At 67.3% G+C, this 24,710-nt stretch carries 26 protein-coding genes and 1 pseudogene; 19 read left to right on the top strand and 8 right to left on the bottom strand.

Annotated elements, in window-relative coordinates:
• Nucleotides 1-39 precede the first annotated feature (39 nt).
• Nucleotides 40-612, top strand: coding sequence for a GNAT family N-acetyltransferase (locus ACFQ24_RS20495; RefSeq protein ID WP_380914661.1), 573 nt, complete (start codon nucleotides 40-42; stop codon nucleotides 610-612).
• Nucleotides 613-663: 51 nt separating this feature from the next.
• On the opposite strand, the gene ACFQ24_RS20490 is transcribed toward ACFQ24_RS20495, so the two are convergent.
• Nucleotides 664-1,188: a GNAT family N-acetyltransferase gene (locus tag ACFQ24_RS20490; RefSeq protein WP_380914659.1), complete on the bottom strand. Its 525-nt coding sequence runs from the start codon at nucleotides 1,186-1,188 to the stop codon at nucleotides 664-666.
• Nucleotides 1,189-1,219: 31 nt separating this feature from the next.
• Nucleotides 1,220-2,071: a metal-dependent hydrolase gene (locus ACFQ24_RS20485; protein ID WP_380914657.1), complete on the bottom strand. Its 852-nt coding sequence runs from the start codon at nucleotides 2,069-2,071 to the stop codon at nucleotides 1,220-1,222.
• A 52-nt stretch (nucleotides 2,072-2,123) separates the two neighbouring features.
• Here ACFQ24_RS20485 and ACFQ24_RS20480 point away from each other — a divergent pair, with 52 nt between their 5' ends.
• The 5 genes from ACFQ24_RS20480 (at nucleotide 2,124) to ACFQ24_RS20460 (ending at nucleotide 6,338) form a co-directional block, all read left to right on the top strand.
• Nucleotides 2,124-2,759, top strand: coding sequence for a TetR/AcrR family transcriptional regulator (locus tag ACFQ24_RS20480; protein ID WP_380914655.1), 636 nt, complete (start codon nucleotides 2,124-2,126; stop codon nucleotides 2,757-2,759).
• Nucleotides 2,760-2,789: 30 nt separating this feature from the next.
• On the top strand, nucleotides 2,790-3,884 hold the full coding sequence (gene obgE, locus ACFQ24_RS20475) for a GTPase ObgE (protein WP_380914653.1): 1,095 nt from the start codon (nucleotides 2,790-2,792) through the stop codon (nucleotides 3,882-3,884).
• A gap of 149 nt (nucleotides 3,885-4,033) precedes the next feature.
• On the top strand, nucleotides 4,034-5,164 hold the full coding sequence (gene proB / locus ACFQ24_RS20470; protein ID WP_380914651.1) for a glutamate 5-kinase: 1,131 nt from the start codon (nucleotides 4,034-4,036) through the stop codon (nucleotides 5,162-5,164).
• A gap of 5 nt (nucleotides 5,165-5,169) precedes the next feature.
• The gene (locus ACFQ24_RS20465) at nucleotides 5,170-6,084 is read left to right on the top strand and encodes an NAD-dependent epimerase/dehydratase family protein (protein WP_380914649.1); all 915 of its coding nucleotides are present in this window, start codon (nucleotides 5,170-5,172) and stop codon (nucleotides 6,082-6,084) included.
• A gap of 53 nt (nucleotides 6,085-6,137) precedes the next feature.
• On the top strand, nucleotides 6,138-6,338 hold the full coding sequence (locus tag ACFQ24_RS20460; protein ID WP_380914647.1) for a hypothetical protein: 201 nt from the start codon (nucleotides 6,138-6,140) through the stop codon (nucleotides 6,336-6,338).
• Between the two features lie 3 nt (nucleotides 6,339-6,341).
• Here ACFQ24_RS20460 and ACFQ24_RS20455 read toward each other — a convergent pair whose 3' ends face one another.
• Nucleotides 6,342-6,860 (bottom strand): CvpA family protein, encoded by a 519-nt coding sequence (locus ACFQ24_RS20455; protein WP_380914645.1) that lies wholly within the window; start codon nucleotides 6,858-6,860, stop codon nucleotides 6,342-6,344.
• An 11-nt stretch (nucleotides 6,861-6,871) separates the two neighbouring features.
• A complete protein-coding gene (gene radA / locus ACFQ24_RS20450; protein ID WP_380914643.1) occupies nucleotides 6,872-8,239 on the bottom strand; it encodes a DNA repair protein RadA in 1,368 nt (455 codons plus the stop codon).
• A gap of 88 nt (nucleotides 8,240-8,327) precedes the next feature.
• Between radA and ACFQ24_RS20445 the strand changes: the two genes are divergently transcribed.
• From ACFQ24_RS20445 to ACFQ24_RS20435, 3 genes are read left to right on the top strand one after another with little or no spacing between them, the layout of a single operon-like run.
• A complete protein-coding gene (locus tag ACFQ24_RS20445; RefSeq protein WP_380914641.1) occupies nucleotides 8,328-9,026 on the top strand; it encodes an endonuclease/exonuclease/phosphatase family protein in 699 nt (232 codons plus the stop codon).
• Between the two features lie 42 nt (nucleotides 9,027-9,068).
• Nucleotides 9,069-11,402, top strand: a complete 2,334-nt coding sequence (locus ACFQ24_RS20440) for a patatin-like protein (protein ID WP_380914639.1) — start codon at nucleotides 9,069-9,071, stop codon at nucleotides 11,400-11,402.
• On the top strand, nucleotides 11,399-11,896 hold the full coding sequence (locus ACFQ24_RS20435; protein ID WP_380914637.1) for a hypothetical protein: 498 nt from the start codon (nucleotides 11,399-11,401) through the stop codon (nucleotides 11,894-11,896). Before ACFQ24_RS20440 ends, ACFQ24_RS20435 begins: the two co-directional genes overlap by 4 nt.
• A gap of 3 nt (nucleotides 11,897-11,899) precedes the next feature.
• On the opposite strand, the pseudogene ACFQ24_RS20430 reads toward ACFQ24_RS20435, so the two are convergent.
• Nucleotides 11,900-12,196: pseudogene (locus tag ACFQ24_RS20430) on the bottom strand (4a-hydroxytetrahydrobiopterin dehydratase); the annotation flags it as partial.
• A 34-nt stretch (nucleotides 12,197-12,230) separates the two neighbouring features.
• Between ACFQ24_RS20430 and ACFQ24_RS20425 the strand changes: the two are divergent.
• The 3 genes from ACFQ24_RS20425 to ACFQ24_RS20415 are packed head-to-tail and all read left to right on the top strand — an operon-like array spanning nucleotide 12,231 to nucleotide 13,878.
• On the top strand, nucleotides 12,231-12,638 hold the full coding sequence (locus ACFQ24_RS20425; RefSeq protein ID WP_380914635.1) for a metallopeptidase family protein: 408 nt from the start codon (nucleotides 12,231-12,233) through the stop codon (nucleotides 12,636-12,638).
• Complete coding sequence (ccmA, locus tag ACFQ24_RS20420; protein ID WP_380914633.1) at nucleotides 12,635-13,234, top strand: heme ABC exporter ATP-binding protein CcmA; 600 nt, start codon at nucleotides 12,635-12,637, stop codon at nucleotides 13,232-13,234. The genes ACFQ24_RS20425 and ccmA overlap by 4 nt, the downstream gene beginning before the upstream one ends.
• Entirely contained in the window at nucleotides 13,231-13,878 is a 648-nt protein-coding gene (locus ACFQ24_RS20415) for a heme exporter protein CcmB (protein ID WP_380914631.1), read from the top strand. The genes ccmA and ACFQ24_RS20415 overlap by 4 nt, the downstream gene beginning before the upstream one ends.
• 97 nt (nucleotides 13,879-13,975) lie before the next feature.
• On the opposite strand, the gene ACFQ24_RS20410 is transcribed toward ACFQ24_RS20415, so the two are convergent.
• Nucleotides 13,976-14,728 (bottom strand): class I SAM-dependent methyltransferase, encoded by a 753-nt coding sequence (locus ACFQ24_RS20410; protein ID WP_380914629.1) that lies wholly within the window; start codon nucleotides 14,726-14,728, stop codon nucleotides 13,976-13,978.
• Nucleotides 14,729-14,938: 210 nt separating this feature from the next.
• Between ACFQ24_RS20410 and ACFQ24_RS20405 the strand changes: the two genes are divergently transcribed.
• Nucleotides 14,939-15,829, top strand: a complete 891-nt coding sequence (locus ACFQ24_RS20405; protein WP_380914627.1) for a DMT family transporter — start codon at nucleotides 14,939-14,941, stop codon at nucleotides 15,827-15,829.
• 4 nt (nucleotides 15,830-15,833) lie between these two features.
• On the opposite strand, the gene ACFQ24_RS20400 is transcribed toward ACFQ24_RS20405, so the two are convergent.
• Nucleotides 15,834-16,112, bottom strand: coding sequence for a chorismate mutase (locus ACFQ24_RS20400; RefSeq protein WP_380914625.1), 279 nt, complete (start codon nucleotides 16,110-16,112; stop codon nucleotides 15,834-15,836).
• Between the two features lie 130 nt (nucleotides 16,113-16,242).
• Between ACFQ24_RS20400 and ACFQ24_RS20395 the strand changes: the two genes are divergently transcribed.
• Together ACFQ24_RS20395 and ACFQ24_RS20390 are read left to right on the top strand one after the other, a co-directional pair.
• Complete coding sequence (locus ACFQ24_RS20395) at nucleotides 16,243-17,271, top strand: polyprenyl synthetase family protein (RefSeq protein WP_380914623.1); 1,029 nt, start codon at nucleotides 16,243-16,245, stop codon at nucleotides 17,269-17,271.
• A 140-nt stretch (nucleotides 17,272-17,411) separates the two neighbouring features.
• Complete coding sequence (locus ACFQ24_RS20390; RefSeq protein WP_380914621.1) at nucleotides 17,412-18,191, top strand: TSUP family transporter; 780 nt, start codon at nucleotides 17,412-17,414, stop codon at nucleotides 18,189-18,191.
• Between the two features lie 93 nt (nucleotides 18,192-18,284).
• Here the strand turns inward: ACFQ24_RS20390 and ACFQ24_RS20385 are convergent, their stop codons facing one another.
• Entirely contained in the window at nucleotides 18,285-19,898 is a 1,614-nt protein-coding gene (locus tag ACFQ24_RS20385) for an ATP-binding protein (RefSeq protein ID WP_380914619.1), read from the bottom strand.
• 145 nt (nucleotides 19,899-20,043) lie between these two features.
• Here ACFQ24_RS20385 and hrpB point away from each other — a divergent pair, with 145 nt between their 5' ends.
• From hrpB to spt, 4 genes are all read left to right on the top strand, one after another.
• Nucleotides 20,044-22,596: an ATP-dependent helicase HrpB gene (hrpB, locus tag ACFQ24_RS20380; protein WP_380914616.1), complete on the top strand. Its 2,553-nt coding sequence runs from the start codon at nucleotides 20,044-20,046 to the stop codon at nucleotides 22,594-22,596.
• Between the two features lie 56 nt (nucleotides 22,597-22,652).
• A complete protein-coding gene (locus ACFQ24_RS20375; protein WP_380914614.1) occupies nucleotides 22,653-22,931 on the top strand; it encodes an ETC complex I subunit in 279 nt (92 codons plus the stop codon).
• 118 nt (nucleotides 22,932-23,049) lie between these two features.
• Entirely contained in the window at nucleotides 23,050-23,298 is a 249-nt protein-coding gene (locus ACFQ24_RS20370) for an acyl carrier protein (protein ID WP_380914612.1), read from the top strand.
• A 136-nt stretch (nucleotides 23,299-23,434) separates the two neighbouring features.
• On the top strand, nucleotides 23,435-24,697 hold the full coding sequence (gene spt / locus ACFQ24_RS20365; protein WP_380914610.1) for a serine palmitoyltransferase: 1,263 nt from the start codon (nucleotides 23,435-23,437) through the stop codon (nucleotides 24,695-24,697).
• Nucleotides 24,698-24,710: the final 13 nt, after the last annotated feature.

Raw genomic sequence — 24,710 nt, 5'->3', positions numbered from 1 at the left:
CAACCACGGCTAACGGCGCGGAATAGAGGAGAGAATAGAATGTTCGCCCGTACCCCTCGCCTGCTGCTGCGTCCCGGCTGGATGGAAGACGCTCCGGCGCTGGCGCAGGCCATCGACGATCCCGCCATCCTGCGCAACCTGGTACGCGCGCCCAGCCCCTATGGGGTGAAGGACGCGGAGCAATTCCTGTCGTTGCCGCATGACGTCCGCCTGCCCCGGCTGCTTGCCTTCACCCGCACCAAGGGCGCGCCGCGCCTGGTCGGCGGATGCGGCATCCATCTGGACGAGCAGGGCGCGCCGGAACTGGGCTATTGGATCGCCCGCTCCTATTGGGGGCTGGGTTTCGCCACGGAGGCGGCGCGCGCGGTGATGAACATGGCGCGGGCAAGCGGCGTGAGCGGCATTCGTGCCAGCCATTTCGTCGACAATCCCGCATCGGGCAATGTGCTGCGCAAGCTCGGCTTCCGCTTCGCAGGGCAAGTCGAGCGTCGCTACAGCCTGGGGCGGGATGCGATGGTCGATTGCCTCCTGTTCGAGGAAGGGGAAGGCGCGCATGTGAACGACGATCCGGCCATGGACCTCTACGCGGACGCGCTTCCGGTCGCCGCCTGACGGCCCGATCAAGACAAGGCCGCCGTTCCGCTGAAAATAGGCGGCGGCCCCCTATTGGCGCGGGCGATCGAAAACCCGTGTGGGATGGCCGTTCAGTTGGGTGTCCACCAGTGGAGAGAAGCCGAGCTTTTCAGCGACCTTTATGGACGCGGCATTGCCCGGGTCGATGATGCAGCGGAGCGAGGGCGCATCGACATGGGCGTCGGCCCAGCCGACGACTGCCTGCATCGCTTCGGTGGCGATCCCCCTGCCCCAGGCATCGGGGCCGAGCACCCAACCGGCTTCCGGCACGCCCTCAAGCTGAGGCAGGCCGCGTTCGGCGCTGAGCAGGCCCGCTTCACCCAGGAACGCGCCGCTGTCCCTCTCCTCGATCACCCACATGCCATGGCCCAGCAGCGACCACATGCCGGCGTAGCGCAACAGGCGGAACCAGACGGCCTGCGCCTCCTGCGGCGTGCCGCCGATGAAGCGAACGACATCGGCATCGGCCCAAAGGCGGCGGCAAGCGGCATAATCCGCCACGTCATGCGGCCGCAGGATGAGACGAGGGGTGTGGAGGACAGGCGCTTGCGACATGCGGCGATAAGAGCCTGCCCCGCCGGTCCGGTCAAGCGGCCGAGGGCAGCGCGCCATTCATACGTGCGTCCGCATAAGGCGTGTCCGCCAGGGCGATGAGCGCGCGGTCGTCCACCTGCCACGGATGGAAGCCCGGCAGGAAGTAGCTGGCCCAGGGCCGTGCGATACACCGCAAGATGCCGGGGCGCAGCAGGGCGTAGCGCAGTAAGCCGCCCCAGGCGCGGACGCCGGTGATCCCGTCCTGCCGCAGCAGGTCCACCATGCCGCGCGCGCGGTGATGCAGGAAATGGCGGGTGACGATCAGCATCATCAGCGACTTGACCCACCAGCGCCGCAGGCGCGGCCAGTCGCGGGTCGCATGGACCCAAATGTCATGCGCCACGCCCTTATGCTCGATCTCCTCGATCGCGTGCCAGCGCCAGAGCGCGGCCAGTTCCGGGTCGGCCCCGTCCAGGTGACGCGGGTCGCGCAGCAGTTCGTGCGCGAGGATGGCGGTAAAATGCTCCAGCGCCATCGTCGCGGCAAGGCGGACGATCGGCGGACGGCTGTAGGCGAGATCCAGCACCATCGTCACGTCCGCGTCGAGGCGGGTGACGTCATAGCCATGATCGGTCACTTGCCGGTTGAAGGCGAGATGTTCGCGGCTGTGGACGACTTCCTGCCGGACAAAGGCCGCGACCTCCCCTGCCAGCTTTTCGGGCACGCCGTCGCGGAAGGCGCGGACGGAATCGATGAAAAAGGCTTCGCCGCGCGGAAAGGTGATCGACAGCGCATTGAAGAAAGCCGTGGCGATCGGATCGCCGTTCAGCCAATGTCGCGCCGACGCATGATCGCGGCCGAAGCGGCGATCGCGCGGCGTGATGGTGAGATCGGTGGGTGTCATGGACGCCTCCTGAACTTACTTACATTGATGTAAATATGAGTAACTGACACTGATGTCAATAAAGCGACTGCGCCTCAGCCCGGATGAAAGCCGCCTTGCCGCAGTCGAAGCGGCGCGCGCGCTGCTGATCGAAACCGGGCCGCAATCGGTGACTCTGAAGGCGGTTGCGGCGCGAATCGGGCGGACCCATGCCAATCTGCTGCATCATTTCGGGTCAGCGGCAGGGTTGCAGAAGGCGCTCGCCGGACATCTGGCAGACGTCATCACCGCCAATATCGGCGAAGCAGTGGACGCGGCGCGGCGCGGCGAGGTCAGCCCGCGCACCATCGTCGACATGACGTTCGACGCCTTCGACGCGCAGGGCGCGGGCGCGCTGGCGAGTTGGATGCTCTCGTCCGGCAATGAGGATGCGCTCGATCCGGTGGTGGAAGCGATCCATCGCCTCGTCGACAAGCTGGCGGCGAGCGCGCTGACGCCCAACCTCGCCGGCTTGATCCGGGAAAATACGCTGATGCTGGTGCTGCTGGCGCTGGGCGATTCGCAACTGGGCGGGCCGATGGCGGCGGCCATCGGCCTGTCGCGCGAGAAGGCGCGCGAGATCGCGACCCGCAGCCTGACCCACGCGCTGATGCAGGAGGCCGCCACCCTGGCGCAGCAGGCGGGAGCGACGCAGCAGGCCAAGGTTTAACTTTTCCGCCGATAGCGCTATGGGCGCGCCATGCATTTCCTCGATCAAGCGAAAATCTTCATCAAGTCCGGCTGGGGCGGTCCCGGCGCGGTCAGCTTCCGGCGCGAAAAATATGTCGAATATGGCGGGCCGGACGGCGGCAATGGCGGCAAGGGCGGCGACATCATCTTCGAGGCGGTGGCGGGCCTCAACACGCTGATCGACTTTCGCTACACCCAGCATTTCAAGGCGCAGCGCGGCCAGCCCGGCATGGGCAAGAACCGCTATGGCGCGGGCGGCGAAGACCTGATCATCAAGGTGCCGGTCGGCACGCAGATCCTGTCCGATCCCGTTCCGGTCGAAGGGAGCGAAGACCCTGAAGACGGCACGATGGAATATGAGCAGGAACTGCTGGCCGACTTCACCGAAGTGGGCCAGCGGATCGTGCTGCTGCGCGGCGGCGACGGCGGACGCGGCAACCTGTCCTACAAGACCAGCACCAACCGCGCGCCGCGCCAGCATGGCACGGGATGGCCGGGCCAGGAAATGTGGGTGTGGCTGCGCTTGAAGCTGCTGGCGGACGTCGGCCTGGTGGGGATGCCGAACGCCGGCAAGTCGACCTTCATCAACCAGGTGACGAACACCAAGGCGAAGGTCGGCGCCTACGCCTTCACCACCACCAAGCCGCAGCTGGGCGTCGTGCTGCACCGCGATCGGGAATTCGTGCTGGCGGACATCCCCGGCCTGATCGAAGGCGCGGCGGAGGGTGCCGGCATCGGCGACCGGTTCCTGGGCCATATCGAACGCTGCCGGGTGCTGCTGCACCTGATCGACGCGACCGGCGACGATCCGGTCGAACAGTTCCGCATCGTCACCGACGAGCTGGCGGCCTATGGCGGCGGGCTCGATGAAAAGCCGCAGCTTGTCGTACTGAACAAGGGCGACCTGCTGGGGCCGGAGCTGATGGAAGACATTGCCGACCAGCTGCGCGACGAAGCGGATGTGGAGGAGCTATTCATCATCTCCGGCGCGACCGGCGAAGGCGTGGGGGCGCTGCTCGACGCAGTGCTGCCGCTGCTCGACCAGCCGCCGGAAAGCGAAGAGGAAGACGCACCTGAGGGCGACAAGCCCTGGTCGCCGATTTGAACATCTAAACTCCCCTCCCATTCAAGGGAGGGGTCGGGCGGGTCGCGAGCGAAGCGAGCGCTATTCCCGGCTGACAGCTTAGAAGCGCCGCTCGCGCGGCGCACCCACCCCCTGCCCCTCCCTTGAATGGGAGGGGGGAAACATGGACCATGACCCACCCCCTTTCCGGATTCCCCCCTGCCCTCGTCCGCCGCCTGGTCATCAAGATCGGGTCGGCGCTGCTGGTCGATCCGGACGGTCAGGTCCGGACCGACTGGCTGCGCACGCTGGTCGGCGATGTTGCCGCGCGGGTCGCTGCGGGGCAGCAGGTTATCATCGTGTCGTCGGGCGCGATCGCGCTGGGCGCGCGGCGGCTGAAGCTGCCCAAGGGCGGGCGCGGCAGCCTTGAGGATGCGCAGGCGGCGGCTGCGACGGGGCAGATCGCGCTGTCGCAATGCTGGGCCAGCCTGCTGGAAGAACGCGGGATCACCGCAGCGCAGATGCTGGTGACGCTGGACGATCTGGAGAACAGGCGGCGTTACCTGAATGCGTCGGCGACGCTGGAGCGGCTGATGGCGCTGAACGTGGTGCCGGTGGTCAACGAGAATGACAGCGTCGCGACGGCGGAGATCCGCTTCGGCGACAATGATCGCCTCGCGGCGCGTATCGGACAGGCGGCACGGGCCGACGCGGTTGCGCTGCTGTCGGACGTGGACGGGCTTTACACCGCCAATCCGCACGTCGATGCGGGCGCCATGCTGATCGACACGATTGAGACGATAGACGAGGCCATCCTGGCGATGGCGGACGGCGGTTCCGCTTCGGGCATGGGATCTGGCGGCATGGTGTCGAAAATCCAGGCCGCCAAGATCGCCACCGGCGCGGGCGCGCACCTCGCCATCCTGTCGGGCAAGGTGGACGCTCCCCTCTCCCGCTGGGCGAACGGGGGCAAGGGGTCGATCTTCCTGGCGGCTCCGGGCAAGGGCGCGCGCAAGGGCTGGCTGGCGGGACGGCTGACGACGCTGGGGCGCGTGGTCGTGGATGCGGGCGCGGAAAGGGCGCTGGGCAAGGGCAACAGCCTGCTGCCCGCCGGTGTCGCGCGGGTGGAGGGCCTGTTCGAGCGAGGCGATGTTGTCGATATCGTGACGCAGGACGGCCGGGTGATCGCCCGCGGCCTGATCGAATATGACAGCGACGCCGCCGCGAAGATCGCCGGCCGGCGCAGCGAGGAGATTGCCGCGTTGCTGGGCGAAATGCACCGCTCCGTGCTGGTCCATCGCGACCATATGGCGATGGTCTGACAGCCATGGTGTTTCGGATTGCGATGACGGGCGCGACGGGGTTCGTCGGTGCCGAGACGCTCGACCAGGCGCTTGCCGAGGGAGTGCGCGTCAATGCGCTGACCCGCAGCGCGCAGCCGCCGCGCGCGCGGCTCAAATGGATACCCGGATCGCTGGAGGACGCCGCCGCGCTCGACACGCTGGTGCGCGACGCGGATGCCGTGGTGCACATCGCAGGCGTGGTGAACGCGCCCGACCGCGAGGGATTCGAGGCCGGCAATGCGCGCGGCACCGTAGCCGTGATCGATGCGATGCGGCGGCGGGGCATCAGGCGGCTGGTGCATGTCTCCTCGCTCGCGGCACGCGAGCCCAAGCTGTCGGATTATGGCTGGTCCAAGGAACTGGCCGAAAAACATGTGAAGGCGAGCGGCCTTGACTGGACCATCGTGCGCCCGCCCGCGATCTATGGCCCCAAGGATCGCGAGATGCTGGAGCTGTTCCGCATGGCGAAGCGCGGCTTTATGATGCTGCCACCGGGGGGACGATTGTCGGTGATCCATGTCTCAGACCTCGCCCGGCTGCTGCTGGCGCTGGCGCAGGAGCGGGAAAACAGCCTGACGCGCAGCTACGAAGTCGATGACGGCACCGCCGGCGGATGGGATCATAAGGATTTCGGCGCCGCGATCGGGCGGGCCGTGGGGCGGAACGTGCGGGTGATGGCGACGCCGGAATGGCTGCTGTCGATCGCGGCGCGGGCCGACCGGCTGGTGCGCGGCAAGCGCGCGAAGCTGACGCCCGACCGGGTGGATTATTTCTGCCATCCCGACTGGGTGGTGGGCAAGCGGAAGCAACCGCCCAAGCGGCTGTGGCTGCCGCAGGTGCCGACCGAAGAGGGGCTGAAGGCGACGGCGGCGGCCTATCGGGAAAAGGGCTGGCTCTAAACCCGGGTTAGTCCCGCGCGGAACGGCATGGGGCGAAGCGCCGTTCCCCCGGCATGACCGATCCCGAAGTCGATCCCGACCGCCCGCCGACCCGGCGCATGGAACGCGCCGCCATCTTCACGGTGTGCGTCGTCATCGCCATCATCATCTGCGTCTTCGTTGGCCTGAACCTGTGGCACGGACAGGAACTGAAACAGGATCAGGCGACCGGCGACAACCGGGCGACGGAACATACCGGCACGAAGCTGGACTGAAGCCTATTTGTCCTTTGCAGCCGGCTTCTTCGCGCGTTGTTCCGCCAGAAATTCGCTGATCGCCTGCCCGCTGGCATTGAGCAGCGGATAGGTGCGCGCGTCGCTCAGCCAGTCCGGCCGCCGCGCCGCGCTGCCGTAGAAAGTGTCATAGACGAGGCTGAAGGCGAGGAAGACGAGCGTCGCGCCGATGAGGCCCTTCACCGCGCCGAAGCCCGCGCCCAGCACCCGATCCACCGGCCCCAGGATCGACTGGCGCGTGCGGCGACCAATGGCGTGGGCGATCATCTTGCCGATGGCGAAGGTGACACCGAATACCAGCACCAGCGCCAGCACCGCCGCGCCGCTGGTCGTGCCGACGAAGGCGCTCAGCAACTCGGCGGCCGAAGCATGGAACAGGCGGATGGCGAAGATCGCCAGCACCCAGGCGATGAGCGACAAGGTTTCCAGCACGAAGCCGCGCATCAACCCAAGCACGGCGCAACCGCCGATGGCGATAAGGACGAGGATGTCGATGGCGTTCATGGCCCGCGTGGCTATCCCCTGCCCAGCATCTGGTCAACAAGCTGGCTGAGGGTCTTGAAGCCGCTGACCGCAATCCCCTTGACCCCGTCGGCGGCGGAAGCGGGAATCAAGGCGCGGTTGAAGCCCAACTTCGCCGCCTCCCGCAAGCGCAGCGGCGCATGGGCGACGGGGCGGATCTCGCTCGACAGCGCGATTTCGCCGAAGAGGACGACATCGGCGGGCACCGGCCGTTCCGACAAGGCGGAGATGAGCGCGGCGGCGACGGCGAGGTCGGCGGCGGGATCGCTCAGCCGATAGCCGCCCGCGACGTTCAGATAGACTTCGGCGGTCGAGAAGCTGAGGCCGCAACGCGCCTCCAGCACGGCGAGGATCATGGCAAGGCGGCCGCTGTCCCACCCCACGACCGCGCGCCGGGGCGTCGCGCCGCTGGACAGACGAACCACCAAAGCCTGGATTTCCACCAGCACCGGTCGCGTCCCCTCAAGCGCCGGAAAGACGGTCGCGCCCGTCACCGTCTCGTCGCGATGCGTCAGGAACAGGGCGGACGGGTTGGCGACTTCCTCCAGCCCCTCCGCCACCATGGCGAAGACGCCGATCTCGTCCGTGCCGCCGAAGCGGTTCTTGATCGCGCGCAGGATGCGATATTGATGACTGCGCTCGCCTTCGAACGCCAGCACGGTATCGACCATATGTTCCAGCACGCGCGGCCCGGCGATGCTGCCGTCCTTCGTCACATGGCCGACCAGGATGAGCGCGGTGCCGCGTTGCTTGGCGAATTTGATGAGTTCCTGTGCCGATGCGCGCACCTGGCTGACGGTGCCCGGCGCACCCTCGATCAGGTCGCTGTGCATGGTCTGGATCGAATCGATCACGAGCAAGGCGGGCGGCGGGCCGTCGCCCAGCGTCGTGAGGATGTCGCGGACAGAGGTGGCGCTCGCCAACTGCACCGGCGCGTTGCCGAGGCCGAGCCGCTGCGCGCGCAGGCGGACCTGATCGGCCGCTTCCTCCCCGCTGATATAGGCGACCGATAGCCCCCGCGCTGCGATCCGCGCCGCCGCCTGCAGCAGCAGGGTCGATTTGCCGATGCCGGGATCGCCGCCGATGAGCGTCGCAGAACCGCTGACGATGCCGCCGCCCAGCGCCCGGTCGAACTCCGCAATGCCGGTGGAGGTGCGCGGCGGCAGTTCGACCTGGCTATCGAGACCGACCAGCGTAATCGAGCGACCGCCCCCTTGTAGATCATGGCGCGCGGAGAAGACGGTTTCGGCCGCTTCCTCGACAATACTGTTCCATTCGCCGCAATCCTCGCACTGGCCCTGCCACCGACTGGTGACGGTGCCGCATTGCTGACAGACGAATTTGCGCTTTGCCTTGGCCATGCCACGGCTATGCCGACTAGCCATGAACATTGCAAGAACATGGCATCATGCTCTGGAAACATCCACGCGGCTGGCGCATTGATCCGGCATGACAACGATCCGCGTCGCGAGCTACAATATCCGCAAGGCCATCGGCACGGACAGGCGGCGGGTTCCCGAGCGGGTGCTGGAGGTGCTGTCGGAGGTGAATGCCGACATCGTGGCCCTGCAGGAGGCGGATCGACGGTTCGGTGTCCGGTCGGCGGCCATCCCCCCACAGCTGATGGAGAAATCCAGCGACTACAAGCCGGTGCCGCTCAATGTTCAGGTCGATTCGATGGGCTGGCACGGCAACGCGCTGCTGGTGCGCAAGACGGCGGAGATCGGCGCGCATGACGTGCTGCACCTTCCCTATCTGGAACCGCGCGGCGCGACCATGGCGGAAGTGTCGCTGGACGGCGCTAGCTTGCGCGTGTTCGGCATGCATCTCGACCTGTCGGGCCTGTGGCGGCGCAAGCAGGCGGCCGCCGTCATCCACGCCGCCGCGCAGCGGGAGGCGATGCCGACCGTGCTGATGGGCGACCTCAACGAATGGAGCGCGGAACGCGGCTGCCTGGCGGACTTTGCGCGCCATTACAGCTTCGCGCCGTGCGGGCGCAGCTTCCATGCGCGCCGCCCGGTGGCCCGGCTCGACCGGATCATGCATTGCGGGCGAATGACGCTGAAGGACTGCGGCGTCCATGAAAGCGCGGCGGCGCGCAAGGCATCCGACCATTTGCCGATCTGGGCGGATTTCAAGATTGGGTGACGCCCCCTCGACAAGTAGCCTGCCCTCTGCGACGCTCCGTCCATGAAGGAGCGGGAATTGCGCCTCGCGCTGGTCTGCTATGGCGGGATCAGCCTGGCGGTCTACATGCACGGCATCACCAAGGAGCTATGGCGGCTGGCGCGGGCGAGCCGCGCCTTCCACGACAATGCGCCCGCCAGCCAGGGCAGCGAAGCCGTGTACCGGCAGGTGCTGGAGGCGATCGAGGCGGCCAGCGGCATCCGGCTGCGCGTCATGCCCGACATCATTGCCGGGGCCAGCGCGGGCGGCATCAACGGCATCTTCCTGGCCCAGGCGATCGAGACCGGGCAGTCGCTGGAGCCGTTGACCGACCTGTGGCTGGACAATGCCGATGTGGACCGCCTGCTCGATCCCGACGCGCGGCCGGCGCGGGCGCTGACCAAATTCTGGGCGACCCCGCTCGTCTGGATGGCGGCGCGGCGGCCGGGCGATGCGGTGGAGCGCACCGTCGCCCCCGACACGCGGGAAGAGGTGCGGATGAAGCTGTCCCGCTTCATCCGCTCGCGCTGGTTCGAGCCACCCTTTGGCGGAGAGGTGTTCACCACCATGATCCTCGAGGCGTTCGAGGCGATGGCGCTTGCCGATCGGGGACCGCCGCTGCTGCCGGACGGGCATCCGCTGGACCTGTTCGTCACCGTCACCGATTTCGAGGGTCATGCGCAAAGCCTGAACCTCAACAGCCCGCCGCAGGTGATCGAGACCGAGCATCGCCTGTCCATCGGCTTCCGCGCGCGGGGGCGGGAGGCGCGCGCCTTTGCCGATCCGGTGGAACTGACCTTCGCCGCGCGCGCCACGGCGAGCTTTCCGGGCGCCTTCCCGCCCTTCACCGTGCGCGAGCTGGACCGGGTGCTGAAACGCCGCCATCGCACATGGCCGACGCGGGAGGCGTTCCTGGGCCGCGCCCTGCCCCGCCATGCTGCGCGCGGGACGGCGGAGGACGCGGTGCTGATCGACGGATCGGTGCTCGCCAACGCGCCCTTCGCGCAGGCGATCGGTGCGCTGCGCAACCGGCCGTCGCGGGGGGAGGTGGACCGGCGCTTCGTCTATATCGACCCCAAGCCCGGCCACCGCTCCATTCGCCTGAACAAGGATGGGGAGCAGGAGGATGCGCCGCAGGGCGCGGATGCGCCTCTCCCCGGCTTCTTCCGCACCATCTTCGGCGCGCTGAGCGACATTCCGCGCGAACAGCCGATCCGCGACAATCTGGAGGCGATCGACCGCCATTCGGCGCGCATCCGCCGCACCCGTCGCATATTGGACGCGCTGCGCCCAGGCATAGAGGCGGAGGTGGAAAGCGCCATCGGCAATATGTTGTTCCTCGACCGGCCGACGCCGGCGCGGCTGTCGGCCTGGCGCGCCAAGGCGCAGCAGCGGGCAGCAAGCGCGGCAGGCTTTGCCTATCCGGCCTATGGCCACCTGAAACTGTCAGGCATCGTCGAATCCCTCAGCGACCTGCTGTTCCGCCTGTCGGGCGAGGACAGCGCGATGATGCGCGAAGCCTATCGCCAGGCGATCTGGGCGCAGGTGCGCAAGGACGGGGCGGACCAGATGACGGGCTCCAACGGATCGGGGGCAGCGCCCGTCACCTTCTTCCGCGCCCATGACCTTGCCTTCCGCATCCGCCGCCTGCGCTATCTGGCGCGGCGGCTGGCGGACACGCTGGAACTGGAGGCGGAGGCCGACGACCCGGCCGTGCAGGGGATGCACGACGCGATCTACGGCGCGCTGGCGCTCTATGCCGAATGCGAGGATGCCGATTTCCACGGAACGCATGTCGCGGACGCGGCGAAGGATGTGCCCGGCGACGCAGGCGCGGCGCTGGAGGCGGTCGCAATGGCGCGCGGGCTCAAGGCGCGGGACGAGGCGGCGGACCGGATGCTGTCCGACGCGTTCGCCGCGCTGCCCAAGGCAGGGCGGCGGACGATGCTGCTCGCCTATCTCGGCTTTCCCTTCACCGACATCGCCACGCTACCGTTGCATCAAGGTGACAGTCTGGACGAATATGATCCGGTGAAGGTGGACCGGATTTCGCCGGAGGATTGCACCGCGATTCGCGCGGGCGGCGCAAACGCCACTTTAAAAGGCATAGAATTCAATAATTTCGGGGCCTTCTTTAGCAGGGCCTATCGGGAGAATGACTATCTTTGGGGCCGGCTGCATGGCGTGGAGCGGCTTCTGGATATCGTGAATAGTGCAACACCCGTAGCCAGCCGTCTTTCCCCTGAAACGGTTGCCGCGTATAGGCGTGCCGCGTTTCTGGCGATCCTGGACGAGGAAGAGTCGCGGTTGTCCCATGTGGGCGACCTGATCGCCAGCTTGCGGGAGGAAATCGGGTGAGCGGGCGTTTCGTGCTGGTTCCGGTGATGCTGATGCTGGCCTTGGCCGGCTGCCGCGATTCGTCTGCGGACAGCGCCCAGGCCGGCAACGTCGCCGCGCCGGCACCGCTGGACCTGCCGCCCGCCCCGCTCGCCATTGCAGAACCCCACGCGCCGCCGGTAAAGCCCGCGCCGTCACCCACGGTCACCGTTCGTGCCCAGCCCGCGCCGCGCAATCCGCTGGACCTGCCGGCCAGCGGCGACGACTCGGCGATGGAGCCCTTTCCGCAGGAAGTCACCGCCTTCATGGTGGATCGCGACGGATGCGACCATTTCCGGGGCGAGCAGCCGCATGACGCCGAACGGCGGGCCTTTATCGCCGAAAGCGTCGCGGAACTGTGCACCGGCACGGACGCGCGCCTTGCGATGCTGCGGCGGCGCTATGCCACCGACCCATCGGTGATCGCCGCCTTGAAGGGCTATGAGGACCGTGTCGAGGCGCCCGCTTCCTTCTGACCGTCAGGGCGCGATCGCGTCGATCGCCCTCGCCATGTCGACGTCCCGCTGGGACAGGCCGCTGGCGTCGTGCGTGGTAAGAATTATGTCCACCCGGTTATAGACGTTGGACCATTCGGGATGATGGTCCGCCTTTTCCGCCATGATCGCGATGCGGGTCATGAAAGCAAAGGCGGCGGCGAAATCAGGAAAGGTGAAGCGGCGCGTGATGCCGTCGGGGTCTCCGCCGGCGGTCCAGAGCGGCAGGTCCGCGAGCGCCAGCGCCCGTTCCTCGTCAGTTAATTTGGCAATCATGTCCCTATCCTGATCCCGTAGTTTCGCTTATGTCGCAGCCATGTCGCCCAACGGTCAACCGCTCCGCTTCGCTCCCACCAAGGAAGAAATTGAGGCGCTGGCGCTGGAGGCGCTGGGACGATTGCCGCCGCCCTTCTCCGACTATCTGGCCCATGTCGTGCTTTTCGTCGAGGATTTCGCCGACGCAGAGACGCTGAAGGACATGGGGATGGACGACCCGTTCGGCCTCACCGGCCTCTATAGCGGCCGGCCGGTGGGACAGGAGGCGCAGACCGGGGACGCGCCGCCAACCGTGCATCTCTATCGCCGGCCGCTGCTCGACGAGTGGGTCGAAACGGGCGTGCCGTTGGACGCGCTCATCACCCATGTCGTGGTGCATGAGATCGGCCATCATTTCGGCCTGTCGGACCTCGACATGCATGTGCTGGAGGATATGGTTTCGTCATGAGCGGGGCGGCGCTGCGGCTGACCGGGGTCGCCTGCGCGCGGAGCGGGCGAATGCTGTTCCGCGACGTATCGCTCGACCTGACGCGGGGTGGCGCGGCGCTGCTGACCGGGCCCAACGGCATCGGCAAGTCGAGCCTGCTGCGGCTGTGCGCCGGGCTGCTGCCCGCCTTTGCCGGCACGGTGAAGCGATCGGGCGGCGTGGCGATGATGGACGAGCGGCTGGCGCTGGACGGCGACCTCCCGCTGGCGAAGGCGCTGCATGTGTGGGCCGGCCTGGACGGCGCCGGGCCGGGCGCGAGCCCGGCCGCGCTGGAGGCGATGGCGCTGACGCCGCTCGCCGACCTGCCGGTGCGGATGCTGTCCACCGGGCAGCGCAAGCGCGCGATGCTGGCGCGGGTGATGGCGAGCGGCGCGGGCATCTGGCTGCTCGACGAGCCGGGCAACGGACTGGACGATCTGTCGCTCGACCGGCTGGGCCGCGCGGTGTCGGATCATCTGGCCGGCGGAGGCATCGTGGTCGCGGCGTCGCACCAGCCGCTTCCCCTTCGCGATCCGGTCCATGTCGCCCTCACCGATCATCAGGCGGAGGCGGCGTGAGGCGCTTCCTGCTGCTCGTCCGCCGCGACCTGCGCCAGGCCTGGACGTCGGGCGGGCTATGGCTGCCGGTCGCCTTCCTGCTGCTGGTCGCCAGCCTCTATCCCTTCGCGGTGGGGCCGGATGCGGCGCTGCTGGCGCGGACGGGGGGCGGGATGCTCTGGATCGCGGCGCTGCTCGCCAGCCTGCTGCCGGTCGACCGGCTGGTCGCACCGGACATGGAAGCGGGCGTGCTGGACCAGGTCGCGCTGCGCGGCATCGGCGAGGAAGTGGTGGTGAGCGCCAAGCTGGCGGCGCACTGGCTGGGCTTCGGCCCGCCGCTGATGATCGCGGCGCTGCCCGCCGCCGCGCTGCTGAAACTGGAGGCCGGGACGATCCTGAAGCTGGAGGCGGGGCTGCTCATCGGCACGCCAGCGCTGGCGGCGCTGGCGCTTCTGGTCGCGACGCTGACGGCGGGGTTGCGATCCAGCGGGGCATTGGCCGGGCTGCTGGCGCTGCCGCTGGCGGTGCCGCTGCTGATCTTCGGCGCGGGGACGCTGGGCGACGGCAGCGGTGCGGCGATCAAGTTCTTAGGGGCTTCCTCCCTGCTGCTGGTGGCGATCACGCCCTTTGCCGGCGGCGCGGCGATCCGGGCCGGACGGGAATAGGATTTCGCCAAATAGCGCCAGACTGACAGCATGCTATCGGTGATCCTGCCATGCCCCGGCGGCATTTCGTCGATGGTGTAATATCTTCGCAGGTCTGTTAGCGCTTGCGGGCGACGATAAGCTGCGACACCCCCAATCGACGCACCAGCGGCACGCGCTCCGCCACGGCAGCGATACGCCTGGCGATTGGAGCAAGCCTGCGCATGGCGTTCGACTGCTGGCCGCTGTTATTCTCGAACGTCTGCCAGACATAGCTGTGATGGTGAACGGCAAATCCGGCCTGCCGAACCATGCGCGCCAGTTCCAGCGGCCAATAGTTGCGCGACCAATAGTGCACGAAGCGTCGGCCGATCGCCATCGGCACCCACGGTAGCAGAAAAGTGCGTGCCATGCCGCGATGCGCGCCGGTCTTTAACGAATAGACGCCATGCGTCTCGAAAGGATGATAGCGGTTTGGAGAGAACAGCAGCAATATGCCGCCTGGCTTGAGAACGCGGGCGATTTCGTTCAATGCCAAGCGATCGTCTGGAACATGCTCCAGAACCTCGTTCAGCAATACCGCATCGAACGTCCCATCATCGAATTGCAGGCAGGCAAGGTCTCCGCGCACCACGCGACCGTCACCAGGATGTCGCGCATTCCATTGATCGACCTTGGCCTCGACATATTCGATCCCCTGCGCCTGCGCGCCTGCCCGGCACATCGCCTCGACATATTCTCCCGCGCCGCAGCCCGCATCCAGGATGCGGGCGCCAGGAAGATCGATCCATTTGCTGATGAGCCTCACGCGCTTGGCCACATTCAATGGCGTCGCGGTGTCGCTGCCCCCAACGGCGATTCCATCTCCCATGCACCCATCCCTCTTTCGGATATGGGAGCACTGTCGAGGAGTGACAGCACAAGTCAACTTAAATGCGGAAGCCGGGATCTGACTTCTTCCTAAGCGCTGAAAGAGCAGCGCGACCTCAGCCTGCGCTGGCATGTCGGAATAGGGAGACCGTCTGAAGCCTTCCCGTCCCAACCCTAGACACGCCCCTGCCGTTGCGCCAAGGGCCGGGGCATGTTCGGTATCGTCGCATCCATCCTGTTCGTGCTCATCTGGTCCACCGGCTTCATTGTCGCGCGGGCGGTGGTGCCGCATGGCGCGCCGGAACTGATCCTGGCGGTGAGGCTGGCGCTGGTCGCTGTGCTGCTGGGCGGCGCGGCGTTCTATGCCGGGCAGCCATGGCCGCGCCGCGCCAAGCTGGCGCTGCATCTGGCCGCCGGCGCGATGCTGCACGGCATATATCTGACGCTCAGCTGGTGGGCGGTGCAGCATGGGATGCCCGCCGGGATCATGGCGCTGCTGGGCGCGCTCCAGCCGCTGGTGGTCGCAGTGGCGAGCGTCTTTCTACTGGGCGAAAGACTGCCGGCGCGGGCGTGGGGCGGGCTGGGCATCGCGATCCTGGGCGTCGCCTGCGTGCTGGAACCGGCGATCGCGCGGGGCGGCACGGCGGGCATCGGCCTGCTGCCCGCCGTCGGCGGCGTGATCGCCATCATGGCGATGGCGGCCGGCACGCTGATCCAGCGGAGCGGGCTGGCCGACGATCCCATCCTGGTGTCAGGCGCGGTGCAGAATATGGGCGGCGCACTGGTGACGATCGCCGCCACCCTGCTGAGCGGCGAATATCGGTGGGATGGGACGCCGATATTATGGATCGGGCTTGCCTGGTCGGTGCTGGGGCTGTCGGCGGCGGGGCTGAGCCTGCTGGTCTGGCTGGTGCGGCACCAGGGGGCAACGCGCATGTCGATGCTGTTGCTGCTGGTGCCGCCGCTCGCCGCGATCGAGGCGTGGCTGCTGTTCGGCGAACGGCTGGGCGCGCTGCAACTGGCTGGCTTCGCGCTGGCGCTGGGCGGCGTGCTGATCGGCCGCGCGCAGGGGCGCAGGGAAGCGGCGGCGGAACCCGCCTGACCCGTCAGCCTTCGCGCAGCCTTTCATGGTGGCGGATCACTTCGTCGATGATGAAGCGCAGGAATTTTTCCGTGAAATCGGGATCGAGATGGGCGTCGGCGGCGAGTTGCCGCAGGCGGGCGACCTGCCGTTCCTCCCGGCCCGGATCGGCGGGCGGCAGGTCGTGCGTCGCCTTATGCTCGCCCACAGCCTGCGTGATCTTGAACCGTTCGGCCAGCATGAACACCAGCGCGGCGTCGATATTGTCGATGCTTTCGCGATAGCGCTTGAGTGTCTCGTCCATGCAGGGCTCCGTGTCGGTCGGGCTATTCGGTAAGGTCGGTTCGGTTTGGGCGCTTTTTGCCGCTTCCCGCCGATCGCGCAAGGCAATACCGCTTGCCTTTCGCCCTTTGCGCCGCCACATGAGCCGGGTCATGACAGCCCCCGCCCCCGGTAACGTCCATCCGATCGGTCGCGCGAACGCGGAACCGTCCCTTTCGCCCATCATGAGCCTGGTCGCCGACGGCATGAACCAGGTCAACGCCGTCATCCTCGACCGGATGCAGTCGCGGATCCCGCTGATCCCCGAACTGGCCGGGCATCTGATCGCGGGCGGCGGCAAGCGGCTGCGCCCGATGCTGACGCTCGCCTGCGCCGATCTGGTGGGCTATGCCGGCAGCCGCCATTACAAGCTGGCCGCCGCCGTCGAATTCATCCACACAGCGACGCTGCTGCACGATGATGTGGTAGACGGATCGGGGATGCGCCGGGGCCGCAAGACCGCCAACATCATCTGGGGCAACAGCGCCAGCGTGCTGGTGGGCGACTTCCTCTTCTCCCGCTCCTTCGAGCTGATGGTGGAAGCGGAATCCTTGAAGGTGCTGAAGATCCTGTCCAGCGCGTCGGCGGTGATCGCAGAGGGCGAGGTCAACCAGCTGACCGCCCAGCGCAAGATCGACACGAGCGAGGAGCAGTATCTCGACATCATCGGTGCGAAGACCGCCGCGCTGTTCGCCGCCGCCTGCCGCATTTCCGCCGTCGTCGCGGACCGCAGCGAGGCGGAGGAACAGGCGCTGGACGTCTATGGCCGCAATCTCGGCATCGCGTTCCAGTTGATCGACGACGCCATCGATTATGAATCGGACGGCGCGACGATGGGCAAGGATGCGGGCGACGATTTCCGCGACGGCAAGGTGACGCTGCCGGTGATCCTGGCCTATGCGCGCGGGTCGGATGAGGATCGCGCCTTCTGGAAGGCCGCGATCGCCGGACACCGGATCAGCGACGAGGATCTGGCCCATGCCACCGGATTGCTGCGTCGGACCGGCGCGATCGCGGACACGCTGGCGCGGGCGCGCCATTATGGCCAGCGGGCGATCGACGCGCTGGGCATGTTCGATGCCGGCCGGGCGAAAGCGGCCCTAACAGAAGCTGTCGAGTTCGCTATAGCGCGCGCCTATTGAGGAAAACGGCTGGTTCGTCCGTTCTTCAAACCAGTTCCGTTCGCCCTGAGCTTGTCGAAGGGCTGTTCTTCCCTTTCAAGAAAGCCAGGGGCTTCGACTGGCTCGGCCCGAACGGGACGAGGGGTGAAGCCAGTTCGCCGATGATCCTGACCCCTGAAACCATCGCCTTCCTCATGGCCGCCGCGCTGATGGCGGGGTGCATCGACGCGATGGCGGGCGGCGGGGGCCTCATCACCCTGCCCGCGCTGATGGCGGCGGGCATTCCCCCGGTCCAGGCGGTGGCGACCAACAAGCTGCAAAGCTGTTTCGGCACGTTCGGGGCGTGCATCGCCTATGCGCGACGCGGGCATATGGACCTTGCCACCTACAAGGGGCCGGTGATCGCGGCGTTCGTGGGATCCGTGGGCGGCGCATGGCTGTTGCAGCGGGTCGATCCATCGATCCTGGCCGGGTTGATGCCGGCGCTGCTGGTGGCGATGGCGGCCTATTTCACCTTCTCGCCCAAGCTGGGCGACGCCGACAGTCACGCGCGCGTCGGCATGGGCGGCCTGTCCGGGCTGATCGGCGTGGTAGGCTTCTATGATGGCTTCTTCGGGCCAGGCGCGGGTGCCTTCTACACCACGATCTTCCTGGCGCTGGGCGGGCTGTCCATCCTGCGGGCGACGGCACAGACCAAGGCGGCCAATTTCGCCAGCAACATCGCCGGGCTGCTCACCATGCTGGCGGGCGGCCATGTGATCTGGATAGCGGGCATTGCGATGGCGGCGGGCAGCATCCTGGGCGGGCAGATTGGTTCGCACCTTGCCATGCGGTTCGGATCGCGCCTCATCAAGCCGCTGCTGATCGTCATGTCGCTGGCGCTGACGACCAAGATGCTGCTGGACCCCAAGAACCCGATCCACCTCTATCTGTTCGGCTAAAGCATTTTCAAGTTGACCGTTTACGGTCAACGGCTCGGAAAATGCGGCATCGAAGAAATAGGGCATTTTCGCTCATAGCGAAAACGCCCTAGGTCAGTCGGACTGGAGCAGGATCGCCACGCGGCGCCGCAGTTCGTCCACCGCGAATGGCTTCGTCAGCACTTCCATGCCATGTTCGATATGGCCGTGGTTCAGCACAGCATTTTCGGCATAGCCGGTGACGAAGAGGATGCGCAGGTCCGGGCGCAGCGCGCGCGCGGCGTCCGCCACCTGCCGCCCGTTAAGGCCGCCGGGCAGGCCGACGTCGGTGATGAGCAAGTCGATACGCGCGCGCGATTCCAGGATGCGCAGTCCTGCGGGGCCGTCGCCGGCCTCCACGCAATGATAACCAAGGTCGCCCAGCGCGTCGCAGACCAGCATACGCACCGACGGTTCGTCGTCGATCACCAGCACGGTCTCGCCCGCGTCCGCGCCGACCGGCAGGTCGCCGGCGGGCACGACCTCCTCCGCTTCCTCCTCGCCCCGGTATCGGGGCAGGTAGATGCAGACCATCGTGCCCTGACCCGCTTCGGAATAGATGCGGACATGGCCGTTGCTCTGGCGCGCGAAGCCGTACACCATCGACAGGCCCAGCCCTGTGCCCTGCCCGATCGGCTTGGTGGTGAAGAAGGGGTCGAACACCCGGTCGATGATCGATTTGTCGATGCCGGTGCCGGTGTCGCTGGTGCAGACGGTGACATATTGGCCGGGGGTCAGCCCATGCTCGCGCGCGGTGCGATCGTCGAGCCAGCGATTGGCGGTCTCGACCGTGATCCGCCCGCCATGTGGCATGGCGTCGCGCGCGTTGATACACAGGTTCAGCAGAGCGTTTTCCAGCTGGTTGGCATCGACCATCGCGGGCCAGAGGCCCGACGCAGCGATCGTTTCCACCGTGATCTGCGGTCCGACCGTCCGCCGCACCAGCTCGGAGAAGTCGCCGAGCAGCCGATTGACCACGATCGGCCGGGGCGAAAGCGTCTGGCGGCGGGAGAAGGCGAGCAGCCGGTGGGTAAGCGCGGACGCGCGGCGGGTCGCCCCCTGCCCCGCCGCCAGATAGCGGTCGACATCGGCGGTTCGTCCCTGCGCCAGCCGCACGCCGATCATTTCGAACGCCCCGCTGATGCCGGCAAGCAGATTGTTGAAATCATGGGCGAGGCCGCCGGTCAGCTGGCCCACCGCCTCCATCTTCTGCGCCTGGCGCAGCGCGGTCTCTGCCTCCTCCCGCTCCGCGAGCGCAGCGGCGATGCGCGCCTCCAGCGTCTCGTTTAGTTCATGCAGTGCCTGTTGCGCCCGGACCTGTTCGCTGATGTCCTTGAACAGCACGGCGACCTGGCGATTTTCGAAGGGGCCGACCCGGAAGGAGGAGATGTCGAGATGATGACCGGTCGCTTCCAGTTCGCGCTGGAAGCGGATCGGCTTGCCGGTATGCAGCACCCCGCCATAGAGCTGGACCCAGCCCTCCGCCTCGTCCGGCACCATCTCGCGCACCTTCTGCCCCACGACATTGGGGATGCCGGCATGCCTTTCATAGGCGGCGTTGGCTTCGACATGGATATAGTCGCTCAAGGGGCCATGGGGGCCATCGAGAAACTCGATGATGCAGAAGCCCTCGTCCATCGTCTCGAAAAGAGTGCGATATCGCGCCGCATCTCCCGGCAGAGTTGCCATTATTCCTAGCCCCTTAGACGCCGCGGCTGTCCCGCGGGATTAACCTGGATCATTAGGCGGCCGAACGTATGGGCGGCCAACTGTTTCCGCGCAAAGGAAATTTCCCGCCCTTGCGGCCGCCGGATTTTGTCGCAAAGAGAATGGGATGAGCGATCTGCCCATCCATGCCGTACTGCCCCGACTGCTCGCAGCGCTGCGCGATAGCAGCAGCGCCGTGCTGGTGGCGCCGCCCGGCGCGGGCAAGACGACTGCCGTCGCGCCCGCTCTGCTGCACGAGCCATGGTGCGAGGGACAGGTGCTGCTGCTGTCGCCCCGCCGGCTGGCGGCGCGTGCGGCGGCCGAACGGATTGCCGAACTGATGGGCGAGCAGCCGGGCGGCACGGTCGGTTATGCGACGCGCATGGACAGCAAGGCGAGCGCGCGCACGCGGCTGCTGGTGCTCACGGAAGGCATTTTCGTGCGGCGGATACAGGATGATCCGGAACTGGCGGGCGTGTCGGCCGTGCTGTTCGACGAAGTGCATGAGCGCAGCCTGGATAGCGATTTCGGGCTGGCGTTGGCGCTGGATGCGCAGGCGGCGCTGCGGCCGGACCTGCGCATCGTGCCGATGTCCGCGACGCTGGACGGCGCGCGCTTCGCATCCCTGTTGAACGGCGCGCCGGTGATCGAGAGCGAGGGGCGCATCCAGCCCTTGGAACTGCGCCATATCGGCCGCGCGAGCGAGAAGCGGATCGAGGATGAGATGGCCGCCACGATCCGCCGCGCGATGAGCGAGGAAGCGGAAGGCGACCTGCTCGCCTTCCTGCCCGGCGTGGCGGAGATCGAACGAACGGCAGAGCGGATCGACGGCGTGGCGGAGGTGCACAAGCTGCACGGCAGCCTGGACCCGGCGGCGCAGCGGGCGGCGATCCGGCCCTCGCGCGAAGGACGGCGCAAGGTGATCCTGGCGACGTCGATCGCGGAAACCAGCCTGACCATCGATGGGGTGCGGATCGTGGTGGACTCGGGGCTGGCGCGGCGGCCGCGTTACGACCGGGCGGCGGGCGTCACGCGGCTGGTCACGGAACGAGCGAGCCAGGCGGCGGCGACGCAGCGGGCGGGACGCGCCGCGCGGCAGCGGCCCGGTGTCGCCTATCGCCTGTGGGAAGCGGCGGCAACGGCCGGGATGCCGCCGTTCGATCCGCCCGAGATATTGGAGAGCGACCTGTCGAGCCTGCTGCTGGACTGCGCGCTGTGGGGCGTAGGCGATCCGGCGACCCTGCGCTGGCTCGACCCGCCGCCCGCCGCAGCAGTCGACGAAGCGCGGCGGCGGCTGACGGTGCTGGAGGCGCTGGACGCGGACGGGCGGATCACGCCGCATGGGAAGGCGCTGGCGAAGCTGCCCCTCGCGCCGCGCCTGTCGCACATGCTGGTGCGCGCGGGCGGGATGGGGCTGGCGGAGGTCGCCGCCGAGGTCGCGGTGCTGCTGGGCGAGCGCGGCATCGGCGGGCAGGACACCGACCTGACGCTGCGCCGCCAGCGCTGGCGGCGCGAAAGCGGCAAGCGCGCGGATGCGGCGCGGGGGTTGGCGAAGCGGTGGGCGGGGCTGGTCCCCCCTTCCAAAATCCCCCTCCCGCTTGCGGGAGGGGTTAGGGGAGGGCCTGTAGGCGCGCCGAACCCCACCCGCCCTCCCCCGACCCCTCCCGCAAGCGGGAGGGGAGTCATTTCGGTAAGCGACGAGCATCAGGTCGGCCTCTGCCTCGCCCTCGCCTTCCCCGATCGCGTGGCCAAGCGCCGATCCGCAGACGGAGCCGACTGGGCGAGCGTGGGCGGGCGCGGCTTCCGGCTCGATCCGCTATCCCCCCTCGCGCGGGAAGAATGGCTCGCAGTAGGCGAGGTGCAGGGCAGCGCGGCGGGCGCGCGCATCCTGTCGGCCGCGCCGATCACCGAGGCGGACGTGATAGCGCTCTTCGGCGACCGGGTCGCGGAGCATCGCACAGTGCGGTTCCGCGCTGCCAATGGCGGGATCGAGGCGCTGCGGGATCGACGGCTGGGCGCGGTCCGCCTGTCCAGCGGATCGGACGACAGGCCCGACCCAGAGGCCGTAGTCGCGGCTTTGGTGGCCGGCGTGCGGCAGGGCGGCCTCGACCTGCTCCCCTGGTCGGAAGCGGCGCGATCGTTGCGGATGCGGGCGGGCTTCGCGGGCGTCGAGGCGCTGTCGGACGAGGCTTTGATCGACAGTCTCGACGACTGGCTGCCCCCCCTGCTGGCGGGCAAGCGTCGGCTGTCCGACATCGACCGGTCGCAACTGTCCGGCGTGTTGGAAGGGCTGATCGGATGGGACGGCAAGAGCCAGCTCGACCGGCTCGCCCCGCCCGACTTCCGCTCGCCCGCGGGGAGCCACCACGCCATCGACTATGCGGCGGAGGGCGGCCCGCGCGTCGAATTGCGCGTGCAGGCCTTGTTCGGCCTGGCGGAGCATCCGACCGTTGGGAGCCGGCGCATCCCGCTGGTCCTTTCCCTCACATCGCCCGCCGGCCGGCCGATCCAGACCACGCGCGACCTGCCGGGTTTCTGGGCCGGCAACTGGCGCGACGTTGCGAAGGAGATGCGTGGCCGCTATCCTCGCCATCCCTGGCCCGACGATCCCGCATCGGCCAGCGCGACGCTGCGCACCAAAAATGCCGACGCCCGCCGTCAGGGTGCGCCCAAGTCTTGACTTGGCGGCGAACGCTGGTGCAACGCAACGCAAAGATTTACCCGGAGTCTCCCGCGATGACCGCGCGCATTTACCAGATCCAGAAGAACGCGATGCAATCGGGCAAGGCGCTGACCCACAAATGGATGCTGGATTTCGTGCAGAGCGAGCCCCGCAAGCCCGATCCGCTGACCGGCTGGACCGGGTCCGGCGACACGCAGAGCCAGGTCAAGCTGACCTTCCCGTCGCAGGAGGCGGCGGTCGCCTATGCCGACAAATATGGCATCGCCTATGAAGTCATTCCGACACCGCCCAAGACGCTGAAGATCCAGGCCTACGCCGACAATTTCCGCTGACGCGGCCGCGTGGCCCACATATTCGGGCGCGATGCTGCCCGATTGACGCCTTATTCGCTTGCCAAAGGGCGGGAAGAGGCGGCAAAAGCCGCGCTTTGACGGAAAGATTTTCACGACAATGACGGATCGCAGCGCAATTTTCGACAGCGTCGCCGCCCAGATCGAACCCTTCAACAAGAAGGGCATCGAACTGACCGAAGGAACCAGCTTCGCCGGCGACCTGGAATGGGACAGCCTGACGGTGATGGATTTCGTCGCGGCCATCGAGGATGAGTTCGACATCATCATCACCATGAACATGCAGGCCGAGATCGAGACCGTGGGCCAGCTGGTCGATGCGGTGGCGAAGCTCAAGGCCGCCGCCTGACGCCCAGCCAAGCCCGTTCGTTTCGAGCGGAGGTTCGAGCTTGTCGAGAACCGAAGTCGAGAAGACGGGAAACAAGTTCTCGACAGCCGCATCTGGACTACGCTCGATGCTGCTCGAACCGAACGGAAGATATGGAATGACCGACGCAGCCGCCACCGCCAACGACGCGCGCACCCCCGCAGAGACGACCAACGCGCGCGACCTTTTTTCCAAGTTCGACGCGCTGATCGCCGAGCGCGAGGCGCTGCTGGCGACGGGCGTGCGCGACCCCTTCGCCATCGTCATGGACGAGGTGAAGTCCCCCACCCAGGCGGTGATCAAGGGCAAGGACACGATCCTGCTCGGCACCTATAACTATATGGGCATGACCTTCGACCCGGACGTGGTCGCCGCGGGGAAGAAGGCGCTGGACGATTTCGGCGCAGGCACCACCGGCAGCCGCGTGCTGAACGGCACCTATCAGGGCCACAAGGAAGTCGAGGACGCGCTCAAGGATTTCTATGGCACGTCGTCCGCCATGGTCTTTTCGACCGGCTATCAGGCGAACCTGGGCGTGATTTCCACGCTGGCGGGCAAGGGCGACTATGTCGTGCTGGACGCGGACAGCCACGCCTCCATCTACGATGGCTGCTTCCTGGGTGATGCGGAGATCGTCCGGTTCCGTCACAACAGCGTCGAGGATCTGGACAAGCGCCTCGGCCGCCTGCCGGCCGATGCGCTGAAGCTCGTCGTGCTGGAAGGCGTCTATTCGATGCTGGGCGACGTCGCGCCCCTGCCCGCCATGGTCGCGGCCGTGCGCAAACATGCCAATTGCATGATCCTGGTGGACGAAGCGCACGGCATGGGCTTCTTCGGCGCGAACGGCCGGGGCGTCTATGAGGAGCAGGGCGTCGAAAAGGATATCGACTTTGTCGTCGGCACATTCTCCAAGTCGGTCGGCACCGTCGGCGGCTTCTGCGTGTCGAACCACCCCAAGTTCGAGATATTGCGCCTCGTCTGCCGTCCCTATGTTTTCACCGCGTCGCTGCCGCCCAGCGTCGTCGCCACCGCAGCGACCAGCATCCGCAAGCTGATGCATGCGGGCGAGAAGCGCGCGCATTTGTGGAAGAACAGCCAGCGGCTGCACCAAGGCCTCACCGACCTCGGATTCAAGCTGGGCACGGAAACGCCGCAATCGGCAATCATAGCCGTCATCCTGACCGACCAGGCCCAGGCCGTCGCGATGTGGCAGACGCTGCTGGAGCTTGGCCTCTACGTCAACATGGCGCGCCCACCCGCAACCCCGGCAGGCACTTTCCTGCTGCGCTGTTCGCTGTGCGCCGAACATAGCGACGAACAGGTCGAACAGATCATCGGCATGTTCGAGGCGGCGGGCAAGGCGACCGGGGCGATCGGCTGAAGGCTGGAAGGGC

Source organism: Sphingobium olei, from assembly GCF_042678845.1.
Taxonomy (GTDB): Bacteria; Pseudomonadota; Alphaproteobacteria; order Sphingomonadales; family Sphingomonadaceae; genus Sphingobium; species Sphingobium olei.
The sequence above is the reverse complement of the archived record's forward strand: the minus strand, read 5'-3'. Positions and strand labels throughout refer to the sequence as shown.